The sequence below is a fragment of the Planctomycetota bacterium genome, assembly GCA_038746835.1.
In the GTDB taxonomy this organism is placed as follows: Bacteria; Planctomycetota; Phycisphaerae; order Tepidisphaerales; family Tepidisphaeraceae; genus JBCDKH01.
Genome location: JBCDKH010000005.1, coordinates 1 through 19,445, shown reverse-complemented (window position 1 = coordinate 19,445; position 19,445 = coordinate 1). Strand labels below are relative to the sequence as shown.

General features: G+C 66.7%; 15 protein-coding genes. 5 read left to right on the top strand and 10 right to left on the bottom strand.

Features of this window, described 5'->3' with window-relative positions:
- Positions 1 to 184 precede the first annotated feature (184 nt).
- Both AAGI46_01285 and AAGI46_01280 read left to right on the top strand, forming a co-directional pair.
- Positions 185 to 952, top strand: a complete 768-nt coding sequence (locus tag AAGI46_01285) for a hypothetical protein (protein ID MEM1010834.1) — start codon at positions 185 to 187, stop codon at positions 950 to 952.
- A 217-nt stretch (positions 953 to 1,169) separates the two neighbouring features.
- Entirely contained in the window at positions 1,170 to 1,730 is a 561-nt protein-coding gene (locus tag AAGI46_01280; protein MEM1010833.1) for a hypothetical protein, read from the top strand.
- 111 nt (positions 1,731 to 1,841) lie between these two features.
- On the opposite strand, the gene AAGI46_01275 is transcribed toward AAGI46_01280, so the two are convergent.
- Together AAGI46_01275 and AAGI46_01270 are read right to left on the bottom strand one after the other, a co-directional pair.
- Positions 1,842 to 3,602, bottom strand: a complete 1,761-nt coding sequence (locus AAGI46_01275) for a hypothetical protein (protein MEM1010832.1) — start codon at positions 3,600 to 3,602, stop codon at positions 1,842 to 1,844.
- Between the two features lie 129 nt (positions 3,603 to 3,731).
- Entirely contained in the window at positions 3,732 to 5,387 is a 1,656-nt protein-coding gene (locus AAGI46_01270; GenBank protein ID MEM1010831.1) for a hypothetical protein, read from the bottom strand.
- A 67-nt stretch (positions 5,388 to 5,454) separates the two neighbouring features.
- Between AAGI46_01270 and uvrB the strand changes: the two genes are divergently transcribed.
- Positions 5,455 to 7,647 (top strand): excinuclease ABC subunit UvrB, encoded by a 2,193-nt coding sequence (gene uvrB / locus AAGI46_01265; protein MEM1010830.1) that lies wholly within the window; start codon positions 5,455 to 5,457, stop codon positions 7,645 to 7,647.
- Between the two features lie 9 nt (positions 7,648 to 7,656).
- Here the strand turns inward: uvrB and AAGI46_01260 are convergent, their stop codons facing one another.
- From AAGI46_01260 to AAGI46_01230, 7 genes are all read right to left on the bottom strand, one after another.
- On the bottom strand, positions 7,657 to 9,045 hold the full coding sequence (locus tag AAGI46_01260) for a hypothetical protein (GenBank protein ID MEM1010829.1): 1,389 nt from the start codon (positions 9,043 to 9,045) through the stop codon (positions 7,657 to 7,659).
- 70 nt (positions 9,046 to 9,115) lie between these two features.
- Positions 9,116 to 10,060 (bottom strand): AAA family ATPase, encoded by a 945-nt coding sequence (locus AAGI46_01255; protein ID MEM1010828.1) that lies wholly within the window; start codon positions 10,058 to 10,060, stop codon positions 9,116 to 9,118.
- Positions 10,061 to 10,081: 21 nt separating this feature from the next.
- A complete protein-coding gene (locus AAGI46_01250; protein MEM1010827.1) occupies positions 10,082 to 12,280 on the bottom strand; it encodes a transglutaminase domain-containing protein in 2,199 nt (732 codons plus the stop codon).
- Positions 12,270 to 13,352, bottom strand: a complete 1,083-nt coding sequence (locus AAGI46_01245; GenBank protein MEM1010826.1) for a DUF58 domain-containing protein — start codon at positions 13,350 to 13,352, stop codon at positions 12,270 to 12,272. The genes AAGI46_01250 and AAGI46_01245 overlap by 11 nt, the downstream gene beginning before the upstream one ends.
- Positions 13,349 to 13,915, bottom strand: a complete 567-nt coding sequence (locus AAGI46_01240; protein ID MEM1010825.1) for a MerC domain-containing protein — start codon at positions 13,913 to 13,915, stop codon at positions 13,349 to 13,351. Before AAGI46_01240 ends, AAGI46_01245 begins: the two co-directional genes overlap by 4 nt.
- Before the next feature lie 60 nt (positions 13,916 to 13,975).
- On the bottom strand, positions 13,976 to 14,839 hold the full coding sequence (locus AAGI46_01235; GenBank protein MEM1010824.1) for a PEP-CTERM sorting domain-containing protein: 864 nt from the start codon (positions 14,837 to 14,839) through the stop codon (positions 13,976 to 13,978).
- Positions 14,840 to 15,215: 376 nt separating this feature from the next.
- Complete coding sequence (locus AAGI46_01230; GenBank protein ID MEM1010823.1) at positions 15,216 to 15,653, bottom strand: hypothetical protein; 438 nt, start codon at positions 15,651 to 15,653, stop codon at positions 15,216 to 15,218.
- Between the two features lie 493 nt (positions 15,654 to 16,146).
- Here AAGI46_01230 and AAGI46_01225 point away from each other — a divergent pair, with 493 nt between their 5' ends.
- On the top strand, positions 16,147 to 18,501 hold the full coding sequence (locus AAGI46_01225) for a tetratricopeptide repeat protein (protein MEM1010822.1): 2,355 nt from the start codon (positions 16,147 to 16,149) through the stop codon (positions 18,499 to 18,501).
- A gap of 38 nt (positions 18,502 to 18,539) precedes the next feature.
- Positions 18,540 to 18,953 carry a hypothetical protein gene (locus AAGI46_01220; GenBank protein ID MEM1010821.1) on the top strand — a complete coding sequence of 138 codons (414 nt, stop codon included), beginning with the start codon at positions 18,540 to 18,542 and terminating at the stop codon, positions 18,951 to 18,953.
- Here AAGI46_01220 and AAGI46_01215 read toward each other — a convergent pair.
- A complete protein-coding gene (locus AAGI46_01215) occupies positions 18,943 to 19,167 on the bottom strand; it encodes a hypothetical protein (protein ID MEM1010820.1) in 225 nt (74 codons plus the stop codon). The genes AAGI46_01220 and AAGI46_01215 overlap by 11 nt on opposite strands.
- Positions 19,168 to 19,445 lie beyond the last annotated feature (278 nt).

The following is a 19,445-nucleotide window of genomic DNA, read 5'->3' as shown; positions in this document are numbered from 1 at the left end:
GCGCGGATGAGCGGTTTTCCCCGTGCTCGGGGCTTGTTCTGTCCATGCCGAGGAGAAAAAAACGCGCGACGCCTCGATTTAGTGAAAGACCGGCCCTTATCCGGCGCAGAAGGAGGTCGTGGACGGCCGTCCACCGCGCGCGTTCGCACCGCGCTGTCCCTTCAGCATCCACAGGAGAAGACCCATGCCATACACTAAACGCACTGGAATCGCACTGATCGCCGGCTCGTTGATGTTTGCAGCCCAGTCCGGGGCGGCGACGGTTGCTGACCTCGGTGGAGACTGGGCTGGTCCCACGACGGGCGGTACGGCGGCCGGTTGGTCGTACTTCGAATCCAACGCGCTGAGCGGAGGGACCGAACTGTCGCTCACACCAAACATCCTTGTCGGCAACGGCGGCAACCGCGGCTTCGCTGGAAGCAGTGATTTCCCATTCAACCTTGCAGCAATCCTGGGCGATCGGAATGACGGGGCCCAGTTCGAACTGTTCAGTGACGGCGACGCCAACTCTCCAGTCGAGGGCGTCGATTTGCTCTTTCACCCGTCTGCGAGTGCAGGTGGGCGGTACGTGATTGCCCGCCGGACCATCACCTCGGCCGACCTGACGAACGGAAGTCAGGCGACGATCACCGGGAGCTTTCGCAATCTCCTTTCGCCGTTCAATAGCGTGAGCGTCTTCGTCCTCCAGAATGGCGCCCAACTCTTCACGGCGAACGGGAACGACCCCACCGGTAGCGACGGGGACACCAGACGGCTTTCTGAGGCGGACGGCAGCTTCAACATCCAGACGTCGGTCGCGTTGGATGACACGATCGACTTCATCGTCTTCTCCAACGGCGACCGCAGCGCCGACGAGACTGCAGTCCGTGCGACGATCACCGTGGTCCCGGAGCCGACTTCACTCGCCGCCGGTGCCGTCGGGGGACTCCTCCTGCTTCGACGCCGACGCTAGCCGCCTGTCGCCTTCCATCCGGACCACCGCAGCCCAAGCTGATCGGGTCCGCGGGACCTCGATCGTGCGGGTTGAGTGGCCGAGTTGTGAGAAAATCAGGGTCTCGTGAAAGGCCCACAACCCGATCGTGCAGGAGTTGGTGGGGATGCCGTCGTTCGCGCGAGAGAGCCGTCCCAACGGTCCCCTTCGTCCTCTTTCCAACAAAACCACTTTGATCATGCGAAAACTCACGACCAGCCTCCCGGTTTTCTCCTTCGCGTCAGCGTTAGTCGTTGCGGCTTTATCCAGTGCCGCACCGTTGACCTTCGATGAAACAATCTCAGGCGATCTGCCTTCGGTGTCGGGAAGTTCCGGCCCGGGTGATCTCGGGACGCTCGATATTGATGGGGCAGTGATCACCGGCTCGATGGTCGGCGTGGACAACCGCGACTCCATCTTCTTCAACTCGCCGATCCCGTTTCGCCTGATCGTCGACTCGTTCGCGGGCAGTTCGGATGGGTTGGATGCGATCGGTCTCGCTCCCACGCTTGGCGGCCTGCAACTCGGCAGAGCGCAGTTCCTTCCGGGCATTCTGTATGATGGGATCGGTACCGGCGACAGCGCGCTGTTTGCTCCCGACGGCGTGTTGCCCGCGGGTGAGTACCGCTTCGACTTGCGTCCGTTTGCAGACGCAGGTGAGCTGACCGCTTACCAGGTGACGGTCGCCCCCATTCCCGAACCGACCGCCATTGCCGCCGGCGCGATTGGCGGACTTGTCCTGCTACGCCGATACCGCTAGGGCGTACCGAAATCAGTCGCATGCTTTACCGCCCGCGGCGAGCCAGACGGAGACGGAGGCGGCCGCTGTGTTGGCGTTCTTTTGTGACACGTCGCTACCCGCCTGGACCCCTCAATCAGCCGGTGGAGCCGATGACACCGCTGCGCTCGTAGCGCCGCCAACGCGGATTAGGGTGATGTGGCGGTGGGGGTCGTGGGCGAGGATGCGGTCGGCGGGTGGGTCGACTGTGACGGGCACGAGCTCGCCGAGGCGGGCAATGGCGGCCTCCGTCATCGTGGCGAGGGGTTCTTCCAGGGGCTTTCGCCGGGGTTGAGGCGGGTGGTGGACCAAGTAGAAGGCGTCGACGGCGTGGGCGGAGAGGATGCTGTCGAAGGTGGGCCAGTCGCCGGCGTGATACGCGTCGAGGGCGTCCTTCGCGCGGGGGCGGGCGACGCTCTCGTAGAAGCCGAGGTAGTAGGGAACGAGCGTCTCGCGGTTGACCAGCGTCGGCCGGCCGGTGGTCAGCGAGATGTGCTGGATCTCTTCAGGGTGTCCGGCGACGAGGAAGTCAGGCGCGGTGTTGCGCAGGTACTCCTCGACGACACGCGGCGGCTCGGGCGGACGCTTCAGGACCCGGCGGACCTCCTTGCGACGCTCGATCACGTCGGGGCGAAACTGCTCGCCGGCGTAGAACGACAGGGCGATCGGCACGACGACGGCCGTGGCAATTCGCCATGGGAGTTGGCCTCGATTCGACGGAAGCCGTCGTCGGGCAAAATCGTTCAACCGTGCGACGGCTGCGGGGGCCATGGAGGCGAAGAGCGTCGCGTAGGCCAGCGGCAGGGGCACGCGGACGTGGCGGTTCGGCAGGTAGAGGTGGAACGGCACGAGGTGGGCGATGCCCCAGAGCGAGACGCTCACGACGAGCATGATCCACGCGGCAGGCGACGAGGATCGCCACGCGAGTAGCACGAACGGCAGCAGCACGAGGGCGGCCTTGCAGAGTTCGGCAGGGTCGTGGCCGAGGCCGGTGCGGTGGTGGTGGTAGAGGAAGTCGCGTTCGTTCGCGACCCAGTACTGGCTGCGGCCGCCGTCCTGGAAGATCGGCATAGTGCGGGCCTGCTCGGCGGTGACGCGTGGGCCGTACTCGTCGGGGATGTCGCGCGACGCCAGCACGCCGACGGCGGCCAGCCCGAGGAGTAATGCGATCCACCAGCCGCGTGGAAGCTTGCGGTCGACGGCGAGCCGAATGCCTTCGTGCACGAAGGCCGTCATGCCGAGGACGGCGAGCGTGATCGGGTAGAAGAGGGACGAGCCGAGGATGGCGAGCCCGACGATCCAGACGCGACGGCTGACCAGCCCGTAGAGCCCGGCCGCCAGGAGGACGAGCGCGAAGTGTCGCTGCAGGATGATCGACCCGAAGGGCCGCTCGTTCTGAATCGCGAACCACATGAGGAACGCGACCAGCACGGCCCCGCCCCAGAGTGAGCCGGACGCACGCCAGCCGAGCAGGAAGAGAACGACGGCGGTGATGCCGATGAGGCCGATCATCGCCAGCTCGCCCATGAGCTGGATGTCGCCGAGCGATCCGAGCAGGAGCATCAGCCAGCGGTAGCCGGGCGGGGCCATCGCGTCGCTGGCGTAGAACTGGGCAAAGACGTCGTGTTCGAGCAGCGTCGCGCCCCACGACCGCTGTGCCCAGAAGCCGTGCTGCACCGCATCGCCGTCGTAGTTGAAGGGCGAGATGAGCGCGTTGGCGAGCTTCCAGTAGGCCGTGGACGCGGTCGCGCCGATGGCGATGAGGATCGGGAAGACGGTGTGGAACAGCCGGCCGATGCGATCGATCGAGTCGGGTGCCGGAGTGGGGGCGGGAGTGTCATCCACGTCCGGCATGCAACGAGTGACGGTACCGGCGGTGGCCGTTGCGGGCAAAGGACGCAGAGAAGCGATTAGCTGTTAGCGACTAGGGCCTAGGTCGGAGACAGACGCCATCATTCCGGCCTAGGCGCTAACAGCTAACAGCTAGTCGCTCGCCTCGCCGACGCGGACAAGAACACCGCGCTCGTCTCTCGCCAGAACACGGTCTTCGGGCGGGTCGGCGAGGACGAGGGTGGCGGCGGGTTGTCGGTAGTGGTCTTCGATCGTGCCCAGCGGCTCGTCGCGCGACGGGGGGCGTTTGCCGTTGGCCTTGGGGGGATTGACGTGGCGGTCGGTCCAGTAGAAAGCGTCGACGCCGTAGATGTCGTGGAGGCGGTCGACGTCGGACCAGTCGGTCGCGAAATAAGCGCGATAAACGTCGTGGGTGCGTGGCAGGTCGACCTCGACGTGGTGCTTGGGGTACCAGCCGCTGAAGGTCTCGTACGTGATGAGTGCGGCCCGGCCGGTCTCGAGCGGCAGGCCGTCGACGTCTTTGAGATGGCCGGCGATGAGTGTGTCGGGCGGCATGGAACGCAGGTGCTCGACGATGGCTGCGCCGGGGTCGTCGTCGAACAGGGCGTCTTCGAGACGCTCGCCGGCCTTGACGAGCATGTCGATCACAACGACGGCGAACACGACGCAGAGGCCACCCGCCGCCAGCTTGCGGCGCGGCTCGGGCAGGCGGAGTTGAACGGTGGCGGCGATCGTCGGCAGCATCGCGCCCGCCACTAGTCCGAGTGCCAGCGGTAACGGCACGGCCGCGTGGCGATTCGGCAGGTAGAGGACGAACGGGAAGAGAAAGGCGAGGAGCCACGTTCCAAGGCTGACGACGGCCAGCAGCGTCGGGAGCAACGGCGGACGCGTGCGGGTGACGAGGCCGAGAACGACGAGGGCGAGGCCACCTGTCAACACGTCGGCCCAGCCGTGCCCGATGCCGGCCCGGCCGCTGTCGAGCATCATGTCGAGCGTGTCGGGCGACCAGTAGGTCTGCCGGCCGTCGGCCTGGAAGTTGGGCAGGATGCGCGACTCGGCGACGGTCAAGCGATCGCCGTACTGCTCGGGCACGTCGCGCATCGCCAGTGGCACGAGTGCGAAGAGGCCGATCGGCAGCGCGACGAAGAACCCGCGCGGCAGACGTCGTGCTGCGATGAGTTGGCGAAGCTCGAACGCGATACCGGTCAGGCCGAGGACGGCGAGCGTGATCGGGTAGACGAGTGCGGCACCCACGGCTGCGAGCCCGGTGATCCAGAGCCTGCGCGACGCCAGCCCGTGAAGCCCGCCCGCCAGAAACAGCACGGCGAAGTGGCGTTGCAGCAGACCGGTACCGAAGGCGTTTTCGTGTCGATACTCGAGGAACAGCCAGACGGTGGCGCCCACGAAGCCTGACATCCGTGTGCCGCTGATCGCGTGTGACGCGGCGAAGACGGCGAGACACGTCGCGAGGATCAGGAGCACCATCGCCAACTCGGAGACGAGCTGGATCTCACCTGTGAACGCGAGGGTTTGAATGATCCAGCGCCAGCCGACCGGCGACATCGCGTCGCTTGCGTAGAAGCGGGCGATGTCGTCGTGGCTCAACAGGTCGGCGTCCCACGCCTGCTGAGCCCAGTAAACATGCTGCGACGCGTCGTTGTCGTAGATGGTCGAGGAGCACAGCGCCGGGAGCGATCGGTACGCCAGAAACGCCAACACGACGACGACGGTCAGGATGACGGGCAGCTTGTCGGGTCGGCACAGGTGCCTGAGCAGCGCCGTCGGCATCGACCCAACCTACGGCTGATGTCGCGTGTCGCAAAACCGGTCAGGCGTTTCCGCTCTAACGTGCAGGATGCCGGAGTTCGCCAGTCGTTTCGCAGCCGTCGGCGGGGTGAACGAAGAAGGGCATCACCCGCTCGACGCCGCCCGCGAGTCGGCCGAGGACGCGTACGTCGCCGACAACGCGTTCAAGGTCGTCAGCGATTTCGACCCGGCGGGCGACCAGCCGCAGGCAATCGACCAGCTGGCTAAAGGGCTCGTCGACGGGCAGAAGTATCAGACGCTGCTGGGCGCAACCGGCACCGGCAAGACCTTCACGATGGCCAACACCATCGCCCGCGTCGGCAAGCCGGCCTTGGTCATCAGCCACAACAAGACCCTTGCCGCCCAGCTGTACGAGGAGATGAAGGAGCTCTTCCCGCACAACGCGGTCGGCTACTTCGTCAGCTACTACGACTACTACCAGCCCGAGGCCTACATCCCGCAGCGGGACATCTACATCGAAAAAGACGCAGGCCGAAACGACGACCTCGACCGGCTGCGTCTTGCCGCGACGAGCAACCTGTCGACGCGGAACGACGTCATCATCGTCGCAAGCGTCTCGTGCATTTTCGGCCTGGGCTCGCCGGACATCTACAAGCAGTCCGTCGCCAGCATCCGCGCCGGCCGCGAGATGGAGCGGGACGATCTGCTCAAGCGGCTCATCGAACTGCAGTACAGCCGGAACGATCTCGACTTCAAACGCGGCACCTTCCGCGCCCGCGGCGACGTCGTCGAGCTCTTCCCTTCGTACGAAGAGTTCGCGTATCGCATCGAGTTCTTCGGCGACGAGATCACTGACATCACCAGCGTCGACGCCCTCACCGGCGAGGAGCTGGGCCGGCACGATCAGGTCTTCATCTACCCGGCCGTCCACTACGTCATGCCGGAGGAGAAGATGCACTCGGCCGTCGAGAGCATTCGCGAAGAACTCGACCAGCAGGTCATGCACCTCCGCAGCGAAGCCAAGCTGCTCGAAGCGCAACGCCTCCTCGCACGCACGAAGTATGACCTCGAGCAGATGGTCGAGACCGGCGTCTGCAACGGCATCGAAAACTACAGCCGACACCTCGACGGCCGAAAGCCGGGCGATCGGCCCTACACACTGCTCGACTATTTCCCCGACGATTTCGTCACGATCATCGACGAAAGCCACGTGACATTGCCGCAGCTCAAGGCGATGTACAACGGCGATCGGCAACGCAAGGTCACCCTCGTCGATCACGGCTTCCGCCTGCCGTCGGTACTCGACAACCGGCCACTGAAGTACGAGGAGATGCAGGACCTCCTCGGGCAGATCGTCTACGTCTCGGCGACGCCCGGCCCGGAAGAGCTCGAACGGACCGAAGGCGTCGTCGCCGAGCAGGTCATTCGGCCGACGGGGCTGCTCGATCCCGTCGTGGAGGTCCATCCCGCGCGAGGCCAGGTGCCGCACCTGCTCGCGGCGGTCAAGGAGCGCGTCGAGCGAGGCGATCGCGTGCTCGTCACGTGTCTCACCAAACGCCTGGCAGAGGATCTGTCGGGTTACATGGCTGAGAACGACGTGCGGACGCGGTACCTGCACAGTGAGATCCAGACGATCGAGCGCGTCGAGATCCTCAACGACCTCCGCAAGGGCGAGTTCGACTGCCTCGTCGGCATCAACCTGCTGCGTGAAGGCCTCGACCTGCCTGAGGTGTCGCTCGTCGCGATCCTCGACGCGGACAAAGCGGGCTTTTTGCGGAGTGAGACGTCGCTCGTCCAGACCATCGGCCGGGCTGCCCGGAACGCGGACGCGAAGGTGATTCTCTACGCCGACACGACGACGCCGGCGATGCAGGCGGCGATGGACGAGACGGACCGCCGCCGTGCGAAGCAGGTCGCGTACAACGAGGCCAACGGCATCACGCCCAAGACGATCAAGAAGGCCCTGCGGCAGTCGATCGAGAGCGAGGTCAAGGCCCGCAAGACGGTTCGCGAAGCCGTCAAGGAAAAGATCGAAGGCGACGACCTCGGCCGGGAACAGCTCATCAGCTTGCTCGAAGACGAAATGCTTCAGGCCGCGCAAAACCTCGAGTTCGAGCGGGCTGCACAGCTGCGCGACAAGGTGAACGAGCTGAAGGGTGCACCATCGCTCGTCACGCAAGGCGGAGACGGCAAGATGCTGCCGGCCAAGGCGGACGACGAGCCGTCGAAGGTTTGGAAGCCCAAGACCGGCCGCCGTCGTCGAGGCGGGCGCGGCGGTTGAGCGACACGCTCAGTTGCGGGCGTCGCGTGCTGCCACAAAGACGTCTACCGCGTCCCGATATTCGGGCGTCGGCGGCAGACTCGTACGCGTCGACGCGACGGCCTCGTTGACTGCGGCGAGCTCTTCGGCGGCTGACGTGTCGAGGCGAAGCAGCGCGCCAGTCCGGCCGCGGGTGGCGAGTCGGTCGATCCGATCGAGCGCGACATGTGCCTGTTCGACGTCGCCCTGGCCGAGGGCTGACGAGAGGTCGCCTTCGGGGTGCCGCATCTGAACGAGTGCGACCGCCGGCGCCGGGAAGTAGACGTAGAGCGTCAGGCCGACCCACGTCACAACGCCGACGATGCCGAGCGTTCGGAGCATCCACGCGGGTGCGAGCTTGCTCCGCGGCGACGCCATCCGCGGCAGCACGATCAGCAACACCAACACGCCGGCGGCGACGATTTTGCCGACCGACAGGGCGCGTCCCCAGAGCATCAGGATGCTCTCGACAAACCCCGCGTCGCCGACGAGCAGTTTGTGCGGTTGCGAGAGTCTGTCGAACGCGTGGGAGTCCTCGTCGATCGCCGGTACCAGCGGTGGCGCGAACTGCAGGGCGAAGAACGCGATCAGCACCAGCACGATCCCCGTCGCGAGAGACACGGTTGCAATTTTTCGTCCGACGAGCATGAACAGCAGAACGACGCTGCCGACCGTCACGCCGCCCCCGACGAGCATCACGAGGGCGGCCCCGCGATAGACGCCGGCGGCCGCTTCGCCGCTGAAGAGGGCGGCGACGTTCTGCGGGTAGAACGAGACGAGCGGCATGCCAACGCCGGACACAGCGTGGACAGCCGATGGCTCGACCATCACGTAGCCGACGAAGCTGCCAGGCAGGAACGACGCCACGCCCGCGAACACAAAGATCCCGATGAGCAGCGGCAACCACGTCGCGCGCAGCAGCGGACGGGCCTCGCCCAGCGCCGGCGGAAAACCTGGAGCGTCATCGCCGGTCACCGTCGTTGGCCCCTCGACTCTCGCAACGACGGCAAACAGCAGGACGGCAATCGCAAAGAGCATTGCGACCAGCACAAGAGCGGCCAAAGGCGACGCCCGTTCCATCAGATATGCGATCGACAACGGCCCGACTGCACCGCCGACAAACAGCGTCGCCACCACCGCCGCCGGACGGACACCGGCACGATGCAGCACGACCGCGATCGGCAAGATCCCAGCCGCACCGACCGGCCAAGCGATGGCGGTCAGAGCCGTCGTCCACGGCTTGGCGAACCAGCGTTGTAGCCGCACGTCGCCGACGACGTGCCGGAGCACGCCTGCCAGAAGCACGCCGACCAGCAGGTCCGGCACCGCCGCGATGACGGCTTCGCCGAGTCGAAGGACAAAGGTGCCGGCAACCATCATGAGGTGATCAGATTCGGGAGTGCAGGTGCGATCAGCGTGAAGGCGGAAATGCGCCGGCCGATCGAGGTGGTCAGACCGCGACGCTTGTCAGCAGGTCGTCGACGATCGGTGCCGCGTCGCCGTCGGCGACGCCGAGTCGCACGAGCAGGCACGGGCGGGCGACGTGTTGGACGTCGTCAACGGTGACGAAGTCGCGGCCGACGAGCGTTGCTTTCGCCTGGGCGAGTCGCTGCCAGACAAGTAACCCGCGCGGGCTCAATCCGAGCGTCACACGCGGGTGATCACGCGTCGCTGTCGCGAGGCGAACGAGGTAGCGTCGTACCGGCTCTTCACAGGCGATGGACGAGACGTGCTGCTGCAGGCCGAGCAGTTCGTCGTCGTGAAGGATTGGCGTCTGATCGAGCTTCGATCGTTCCCCACCGACGGCTCCAGCGAGCATCGCCATCGCGTGGTCGTCGGACGGATAGCCGACACTGAGCTTCATGCCGAAGCGGTCAAGCTGCGCCTCGGGCAGCGGGTACGTACCGGCGTGTTCGACGGGGTTCTGCGTCGCAATGACAAAGAATGTCGGCGACAGATCGCGGCGAACGTTGTCGGCCGTCACCTGTCCCTCGGCCATCGCCTCAAGCAGGGCCGACTGCGTCCGCGGGGTGGCGCGGTTGATCTCGTCGACGAGCAGCACGTCCGAAAACGCCGGCCCGGGCAGGAACTCGAACTCGCGGTTCTTCTGGTTGAAGACGCTGAAGCCCGTCACGTCGCCGGGCAAGAGGTCGGGCGTGCACTGAAGCCTGCCGAACGTGCCGCCGACGGCCGAGGCAAGAGCCTTGGCGAGCGTCGTCTTCCCAAGGCCGGGGACGTCTTCAACCAGCACGTGTGCCCGGGCGAGCAGGCAAGCGAGCACGTGATCGACGACGTCTTCCTTGCCGAGCAACGCGCTCGTCAATCGATCGCGGACCGCCGTGACGCGCGCAGCCGTGTCGACGGACTGGACAGGTTCGGGTGGCGGATGCGTCATCGGCAAGAGAGCGTTGTCGGATCAGCGGGCGTGGGCTTTGAACCCGACTCGGCGAAACAGGTCGACGCCGTGCGACGGCGGCGCGGCCTCGGTCGGCGAGAACATCGCCCAATCGGCAACCGGTGACAAGTCGGGCGAGTCGAGCCACGAGGAGTGCGACTGGTGGACCGGCCGTGGGCTGCCGCGTCGGCGTGCGCGGCGATCGAGCAGGCCGAGGGTTCGGATGACGAAGGTCCGGTCATCGCCCGTCGGCCGGATGCGCCAGACGAGGACGTCGACGACATCGGCGATGCGATGCCGAAGCACGATGATGCCCGCGCCGGCAACGCCGACGATCAGCAGCGTCGGCCATTCGCGGCCGGCCCAGGCGACGAGCGACGACCACGTCATCGTTGCCTGTTGAGCGAACGTCGGGGCACCGTCGGCGACGGAGAAGCCTGGCGTCGGTTCGAGGTCGATCCACTGTCCGCCGCGGGCCATGCCCTGCTGGTGATCGACGCGGCTGCTCGCGTAGCCGGCTTCGAGCTCGAGCCTGACCTGCGGCCAGATGTGGGCATGTGCACGCGTGATCGCGGCTTGCCCGGTGGCATGGTCGAGGTCGTCGGCCGCGATGTAGTAGCCGCCCGCGAGGCGTGCGTCGTAGCCGAGGCTCCGGAGCATGAGGACAGTCGACGAGGCGAAGAGGTGCGCATCGCCACGACGCGTGTCGTGCAGGAAGGTCTCGACCGGGCAGGCGTGCACGTGATCGTGTGCTGCCTCAAACGCTCGAAGTGTTGCTGATTGCTCAAACACCGCGTGGTCGCGAAGTCGAGAGACAACGGCGTCGATCTGCTGCCAGCCGCGTGGCAAGTGGCCGGCCCATTGCTGTGCGAGCGACGCGGCGATCTCGTGATGCGTGTCGTCGGCCTGGCCGTGGGCCAGAGGCTCGGCTGCGAGTTGATCGAGGACGGGTGGTCGATAGCCGACGCGGAAGACGCTGCCGGGCGGGACGCTGGTCCGGTTGATCCGCAGCATCGGCTCGGCGGCGCTGGCAAACACGTCCGCCTTGGTCACCCGGCCCATGCGGAACATGGTCATCGCGTTCGGCAGCGGCAGGATGTTTGCGTCGTACGTGCCGGTGCGAATCGTCACCTCACGCTCTTGGCCGAAGACCTTGCCGACGGGCTGATCGACGGGGTGGAAGAAGCCGTCCTCGTCGGCGTGGTCCATCGCCCGCATGACCTCCTCATCCGCCTCCTCGTGCCAGTGGCCTTCGCCCGGCTCGTAGTGGTCGAACGCGAGGATCGGCAGACGGATCGGAAACTGATCGCGATCCGCCTCGACCCACAGCACGGCCTCGGGCGAAGCCTCGCGGGAAGGACGATCCCGTCGCAGCGAGAACCGGCGTGGCGGACTGTCTTCCGAGCGTCCGGCACGGAGGTCCTGCTCGCGGTGCTCGCCGATCTGGTCTTCGGTCAGGCGGAGCCATTGGGTGCGATCGACGCGCGACGTGACCGTTGGCTGGCCGTAGTTTTCGACGAACGCATCATAGAGGCACTGTCCGTCGGTTTCGCAGAAGAAGTCGGACTGGTCGAAGCCGGCGTCGCCCGTCGGTCCGGCGATCTGGTCTGGCCCGTCACCGATGCCAGATCGCGCCAGCTCGTGCCCGTCGCCGTCACCGCCGGAGCTGTTGACGAGCCCGGCGAACAGGCCGTCGAGACGGACGCTGCCGTGGACGAACAGGCCGACCGTCCCAGCGACGATCGCCACTGCCGCGACCGCGCCCCACGGCGTCGCCGTCGACTCGCGTTCGCGCTGCGACAGCCAGATCGCCCCGAGCACCGCGTACAGCACGGCCATCGCCAGAACGCCCGCACCCTCGCCGAGCAGGCTGCACGCCAAGACGAGCCCGAGGCCAAGGCCCATCGCGATCGGCCCGATCTTCCGAGATGTCGGCACAGCGAGCATGGCGAGCGCTGCGTTCCGCATGCCCTCGACGACAAGCCACTCGGTCGGCGGCATGCCCTGGACGAATCGCCAGCCGAGACCGGCGACCACGACGACCGCGACGATGCGCTCCCACGCCGTCGCGCTAACCGGCTTGGCGAACCGCGTCAGGCCGAGTCGGACGAGCACCGCCGCAACGACCAGCACGACCGACGACGCCAGGACGTAGTCGGCAAGTCCGACCGCGATGACCGCGACGGCGAGTGCGAGCCAAACAAGCACGTCACGCGGCATGGGCACCTCGCGATCCAAGGGTTGACTCCGCAACGAGCCGCGACCGTGAAGAAGGGGAATCGCGGAACGCGATGTCTCGTGCGTCGACTGATGTCGGCTCCGCCGACTCCGCTCCCTCACGGTCGCGGCTCGTTGCGGATGCCAAGACGTCGACCGAAACACGTTCCGCAACCTGGGGCAGATCGTCGTATCGCAACGCCGCCAACACGTCGAGCGCCATTCGCGGCACGGCATTCGGAGGACAGGCGATACGCCGCTCGGCGAGCACCAACTCGACAACAGAGCCCGCACGCGTCCAGCCCTCGACTTTGGACGCCGCATCGCGGACGGCACGATCGAACGCAGCAGAGTCGACGTGACTGTCTTGCCCGAGCAACAGCCCGACGCGCACCTTCGGCGTCGCGTCGGCGAGCGTTTCGCGGACCATGAGTCGGTCTTGGCGTGCGGTCTGGGCCCAATGAACCAGGCGAAGCCGGTCGCCGGCGCGGAAGTCTCGCACGCCGCAGAACTCGCCACCGATGCCGACGCGGCGTCCGCCGTGGGTGCCGTCCGACGGGCCGGCGCAGTCAGGGACCTGGCCGACCTTGTGCGTGCGCGGCCAGACGAGCATCGACCGAGGGACGTCGACCGATCGTCGCGCCGTCCACAGGCCGAACGGCCGATCGCAGGTGAGCGTCAGTCGGTCGCCGACCGGGCCGAATCGCGAGGGCGTCCAGCGAACATCGTTCGTGCCGACGGAGACCTCGCGAGCGAGATCGGCCTCGCCATCGAGCCGGAAGCCGATCGACTTCCAGGGCAGTCGGCTTCGGACGTGCAGCCGTGCGTCGGCCGTGTCGCCTTCGCGCCCACGTTCCGCAGCAAAGGTAACCGTCGCCGACGCGGTCTTGAGAGCGACCCACGGCCAGACGGCTCCGACGACGAGCACGACCAGCGTCGCCGCCAGCCAGACGTAGCCGTTCGCGTGAACGAAGATGCCGCAGACCAACGCGACCACGGCGGCCGCTATGAGCGCGATGGGCAGCCGCCACTTCGGCGGTGGCAGCGGGATGAGCCTCTTCGCCGAGTCGCTCACACATCACCTCCGGCACGGCGATGAGCACAGCACGGTGCACGACACGGCACCAGGTTGAAGCCGTGACCGAAGACCAGCAGCAGCCCGCCACCCACCATCGCGTAAAACGGCCAAGGCCTGCCCGCGGGCTCTTCGATGGTCACCTCGTCGTTTTCGTCCACGACGACGACCGGAGCCGGACAGCACGCCGCACAGCTGCTCGTCACAGCAGGCTGCGTGGTCGGGGTGGCCTCAGAGATGACAGGCTCCTCTGCCGGGCTAGCCAGCGCCGGCTGGGCCGTTGCGACGACGACCAGTACGAGTCCTGCCAGCATCAACGGCGGCACGAAGAACCGACGGTGCCTCAAGTAGCCACGGAACATCGCCCACAGCCCCAGCGGCACCGCAATGCCAGTCAGCAGCCAGTGCATCGCCGGGTGCGTGTACGTCGCGCCCCATGTGGGCAGCGCGAGCAGCACGAACGGCGTCGCAAGGCAGTGCGCGGCACACAGCATCGACGCTCCTGCGCCAAGCAGGTCGGTCCACGAGGTTCGCTGAAAGATGGACAAGCCGAATTGAGTCATGGAGGGGTGGCCAAAAGACCTGCCACGGCGGTCGTGCCGCAGCAGGTCAGAGGATAAGCGCTAAACGCGTCGTCGGCGAAGCAATGCCGCACTGGCCAGTCCGAGTAGTGCCATCGACGTGGGCTCCGGAATCGGGGCGGAGGCCAGACCGAAGAAGATGACCTGCTCGTTCAGGCCGACGAGGTCCCACGAGGCGTCGGTCAGGTCGAAGCGGGCGATGCCGCCGAGGCGGACCGTGCCCTCCGGACCAGCCGGGTTGATGAAGTTCACGACGCCGAACAACGCGTCGAACTCGCCGTCGGCGTTTTCATCGACACCCGTCAGCCCGGCGTAACCGCTGAAGATGCCGTTGCCGACCAGGTCGACGCTGCCGAGCGCACCGATCACGTCGGCCGAGCCGTCGGCCGGGTCGATCTCGATCAGCGAGTCGGTCGAGAGATCGATGCCGTAGAGCAAGTCGCCGACACTGCCGAGCGAGATGATGAACGCGTCCGGATCGACCTCGCCAGCGAGCTCCAGGGCGTCGTTGACCAGGCCAGCCGAACCGACGGCCGACGCATTGCCGGTCGCGAGGTCGACGCTGAAGAGCTGGTCGTCGCCGATCGTCATGCCAAAGCCGACGCCGCCAGCAGAGACGTCGAACGCCGTCGCACTGAACGGCGTCGACGGGCCGGCCGGCGTGGTGGTGCCGGCAAACGGATCGACGACCTGAAGCGTGTTGCTCTGCCAGCCGTAGAGCGTGCTCTGCGTCGCACCGAGACCCGCGGGCAGTCCGGTCGTGACGGGGCTGATCGGCGTAGCGATGCCGGTCTCCGAGTCGATTTCGAAGATGTAGTTCTCGCGCGTGTCGTCGTGCCCCGGCTGGCCGGGCGGAATGCTCGGATCGCCGGGAATGAGCACCTGCCCACTGGCAAGCAGCGGCACCGCCGAAGCAGTGCTCGCGATGAGTGCCGACCCAAGGCCGGCGACAAGCAGGGGTTTATGTCGTTGATGCACTTCTGTGACTCCGGAAGAGTGGAAGAGAGACGTTGCGAAGGGCCGAGACGGGCGACACGCGAGCTCATTCGCGAGGGAACACCGCGATGCACGGTGCACCTGGCCTCGCCTTCGGCGGGATGCTTGACGGCTGGCCGTTCTCGACGGAGAGCCGGCCGCCCGACGCGGGCACGCAATTCCGAGGGACGGCGTGCCTGTTCGATCTAGATGGATCAGAAGGGTCCTTGCGACACGCAGCGACCACGGCAGCCAGGGCCGGGCAGTCCGCATCCACGCGACACCGCTTCGCCCTGGCTTCAACGCATTAAACTACCGGCGGCGCACGTGGCGATCCGGGCAACTCGTTCGGATCAAACGCGAGCAGTGCCGCGACCAGCACTTCGACCTCGCCCGCCGCCAACACCGGCTCCGCTGGCAACGCCGCGACCGGCGCCGGCCCGGCCGACTGCGTCAACACGGCCAGCAGCGAACACGTCTGGCACTCGCCCGACTCGTCCGACCGCGTGGGCTCGGCAGGGGCGTGCTTGTGCGGCACCCCATGATGCCCTGAACAGTCGTGATGCCCCCGCGACGTCCCCACCTTCCCCACCTCCTCCACTTCCCCCACCTTGGCCGCGTGAGCCACCGCATGGTGCCCAGCCGTCATCGCCGGCACCAGCACAAACGCCATCGCAGCCACGACGCACACCTCCGTCGCCAATCGCGACAATCCGGCTCGAACACTCGTGCGTGCACCACCCATGGCGTTAGCCGAAGGATACCAACACCCCCATTCAAAGTCGACGTTTTCAAAGCTTCACGACCCGCGCATGCAAACGGCGGCGGGCCCAAAAGCCACGCCGCCGTGCGAGTTGCTAGTTGTTAGAGCTTAGAGCCTAGTAGAGAAGCGATTAGCTGTTAGCGGTTAGGGCCCAGCCGGAGCTGGTTGCCTCGGCCTCCGACCTAACCCCTAGGCCCTAACAACTTCTGCTTCACTCACGCCGCGATCTTCGTCGGGGTATCAGAGGTGGTGCGGGTGTCGTTCGTGTCGGGCGTATCCGGCGGTAGCGGGAGCTTGAAGGTGACGGGGCTACGTCGTCGTAGTCGACCCGATCCGACGGCTGACTCGGCTGAACGGGCCGATCCGCACTGCGGTCGCCCTGGCGTCCGCCCACCCAGCTTGGCAATCCCGATTTCCGTTCCGATTGCCTTGCGATTCATTTTGCATCGCGTGTAGGTGCTTCTACCATTCCGCCGTGGCGGGGACCACCGATCGAAACATTCAGGCAAGCCGCGTGGTCGGGCACGACAACGTCGTCGTCCAGATCCACGGCGACGGCAACACGGTCGTTCCGGGCGTCCCGAGCCTGCACCTGACAACGTACCAAGCAGGCAGATCGGCTCCGCCCGCGACCGAGTTGCAACTGCTCGAGGCGTACCGACGGACGATTGATCTGGTCGGACGTGACAGCGTCATGGCCGATCTGAAGCAGTGGCTGCACGACGACTGCCCGATCGCCATTCGGACCATCAGCGGCCGAGCCGGCTCGGGCAAGACGCGTCTGGCCCTCGACCTCATCGCGTCGCTGCCGGCGGGCGAAGAGCAAGACGCTTGGCACGCCGGTTTCGTCAAAGGCCGGGAGATGCAGCGATTCGTCCACCAGCAGAGCCTATCGACGTGGGGCTGGCAACGACCCACACTCGTCGTCGTCGACTACGCGGCTGCGGCACTCGATCCGCTGCGGACGTGGGTCACCGACCTCGCCGATCATCCGAGACGGGACCTCCCGCCGCTCCGCTTGATCCTGATCGAGCGTGAGGCAGAGACCGACGGCGGTTGGCTCCAGACGCTCCGTTCGTTTTCGTCATCAGACACGCCCGCAGCCGACCTGTTCCGCCCCCTTGAGCCGCTGCAACTCGAACGGCTCGAAGGCACGGCTGCCCAGCGGTCCATCCTGGAACAGACCGCCACCGCCGCGGCCGACTTGCTCCGAGTCACCGCCCCGGTTCTGCCACCGCCGGACGACGCGACCTTTACCGAGCGCCTGGCCCGCCCCGGCTGGTCCGAGCCGCTGCCGCTGATGATGGCCGCGTTGCTCGCGACCGCCAGGCAGCTTCCGCTTCTCGACACGCTGGCGATGAGTCGGCCTGACTTGGCGCTCGAACTCGCTAAGCGCGAGCTCGCCCGAGTCGCCCGTTACGCCGACGATGGCCCTCTCGGCTCCACTGCCTCTTTTCTCGGCCACATGGCGGCGTGCTCCACGCTCGCAGGAGGCCTTTCACGTCAAGAAGCCGTCGCCGTCGTTGAGCGGGAGTGCGATGCCCTGCGACGAACGCACCCGAATGGGCCTGCAGCCCTCGCCGACCAAGCCGCCCTGGCCCTGCCGCGCCCCGACGGCGGCACCGCCCCGGTCCTGCCTGACCTAATCGGCGAAGCCCTCGTTCTCCATGTTCTCGCGTCACGCAACGCTCAGGCGGATGGCTCCGCCACAGTCCTCCGCGTCCTCGAAGGCCACGAGGAGGCCGTCGTCGCGGCCATCATCCGCATCGCCCAGAATTTCATCGGCATCGAAGAGGCGTCCAAGCACGGCGTCGCCCCCGAAACGGCCCTTCGATGGCTGGCGGGCCTGGTCGAGCACGCGGACGCCGGCAACATCGGCCTCCTCTTCTCAATTCAACAACTGCTCGACCAGCACGCCAAACAGACCCTCAGCCTCCGCGACGCGGCGGCAAGTGTGAACGAGCGACTGGTTACCCGGCTAAGACCATGGCAAGCTCAAGCAAAGGACGAAGGGTCCACGCGATCCTTGTCGGTCGCTGTCAACAATCTCGCCATCCGCCTGTCCGCGCTCGGCCGGCGCGAAGAAGCCCTTGCCGCGGCGGATGAGACGGTTGAACTTGATCGCCTGCTGGTGCGTTCCGATCCTGACGCCTTCACGCCGGACCTGGCGTCGTCGCTCAACAACCTCGCTAATCGCCTGTCCGACGTGGGCCGTCGGGAGGAGGCGTTGAAGGCTGCCGAGGAGGCCGTCGGTCTCTACCGGACGCTGGCGGCAGCGCGGCCCGACGCCTTCACGCCGGACTTGGCGTTGTCGCTCAACAACCTCGCTAACCTCCTGTCCGACGTGGGCCGTCGGGAGGAGGCGTTGGAGGCTGCCGAGGAGTCGGTCGGTCTCTACCGGACGCTGGCGGCAGCGCGGCCCGACGCCTTCACGCCGGACCTGGCGTCGTCGCTCAACAACCTCGCTAATCGCCTGTCCGACGTGGGCCGTCGGGAGGAGGCGTTGAAGGCTGCCGAAGAGTCGGTCGGTCTCCGCCGGACGCTGGCGGCAGCGCGGCCCGACGCCTTCACGCCAAACCTCGCGTCGTCGCTCGGGGCGAAGTCCCAGGTACTCGTCGCACTGGAGCGACCCGGAGAAGCCGCGGCCGACTTGCACGAGGGAATGCAATGCCTCCTCCCGCTTGCCCGCAGGAACACTGCGGCGTTCGCGTCGCTGCTCGCTGCACTGTGTCGGGACTACGTGGAAGCCGCCGAAGCGGCCGGCACCGAACCGGATGTTGCCCTGTTGACCGAGGCGGCGAAGCTGCTCGGCTACGAGGGCGACGACTGACTCCAAAACCTTCAAACGGATCACGACGAGGCCTCACCATGGAACCCACCGAGCTTGCCCAGCAGACGATCGACCTTCTCCAGACCGAAGCCGGCGAAGCGGCCGAAGCCCTGGCCGATCGGGCGGGCAACGCCGCCGTCGACGCCGTCGCGGGCGGGGCCGCACGGGTCTGGGTCTGGCTCAAGAGCCGCTTCACCGGCAGCGACGCCAACGTCGTCACCGACGCCGAAGCCGAGCCCGACGCCGATGAGCACTGGGACATCCTCCGCGGCAAGTTGACCAAACGCCTCAAGGCCGACCCCGACCTCGCCAAAGAGCTTCAAGGCCTGCTGGCGGAGGTCGCGCCGGAGCTTGCCGCGGGCGCGGTCCGGCAACACGCCGACGTCCGCGGCCGTGGCAATGTCACGACCCAGGTCGGCGGATCGTCCAACAAGGTCACGATCACCCGCTGATCCGGCGGGCGCCGGAAACAAACCGTTTGGTGGGGCCGGACACAGACTTTGCGCCAGTCAGTCCGAAAACGGCGTGGTTCTTCTGGGCCATTGCTTGGGGGGCGAGGTGGTTGCGCAGCTTGTCGGCCGCGCCGCCGCGACGGGTTGCGGGCGTGGTGTCGAGGTCGCGGAGGAACTGGTACTCGTCCGCTGAGGCGTGGCCGGATGGGGACACAACCCATATTCATTCCCGACGCTCGACACGGGTACCAATCGACGGTGACCGTCGATCGGCGACGAGCGGGGCGGAGATCGGTCCCGCAGCAGCGATAGAAAGCGATCGGCCGACCTGCGGCATCGTCTCCACCCCCACCCCTACCCTTGCCCGCCGCAACCGGCCTTCATCGTCGCGACCTAACTGTGGCACGATCTTCAGATCGTGTCGGGGTTCGGGTTTGCGGACGCACGATCTAAAGATCGTGCCACGGGGAGCGTCGCGGGCGGGATGCCCCT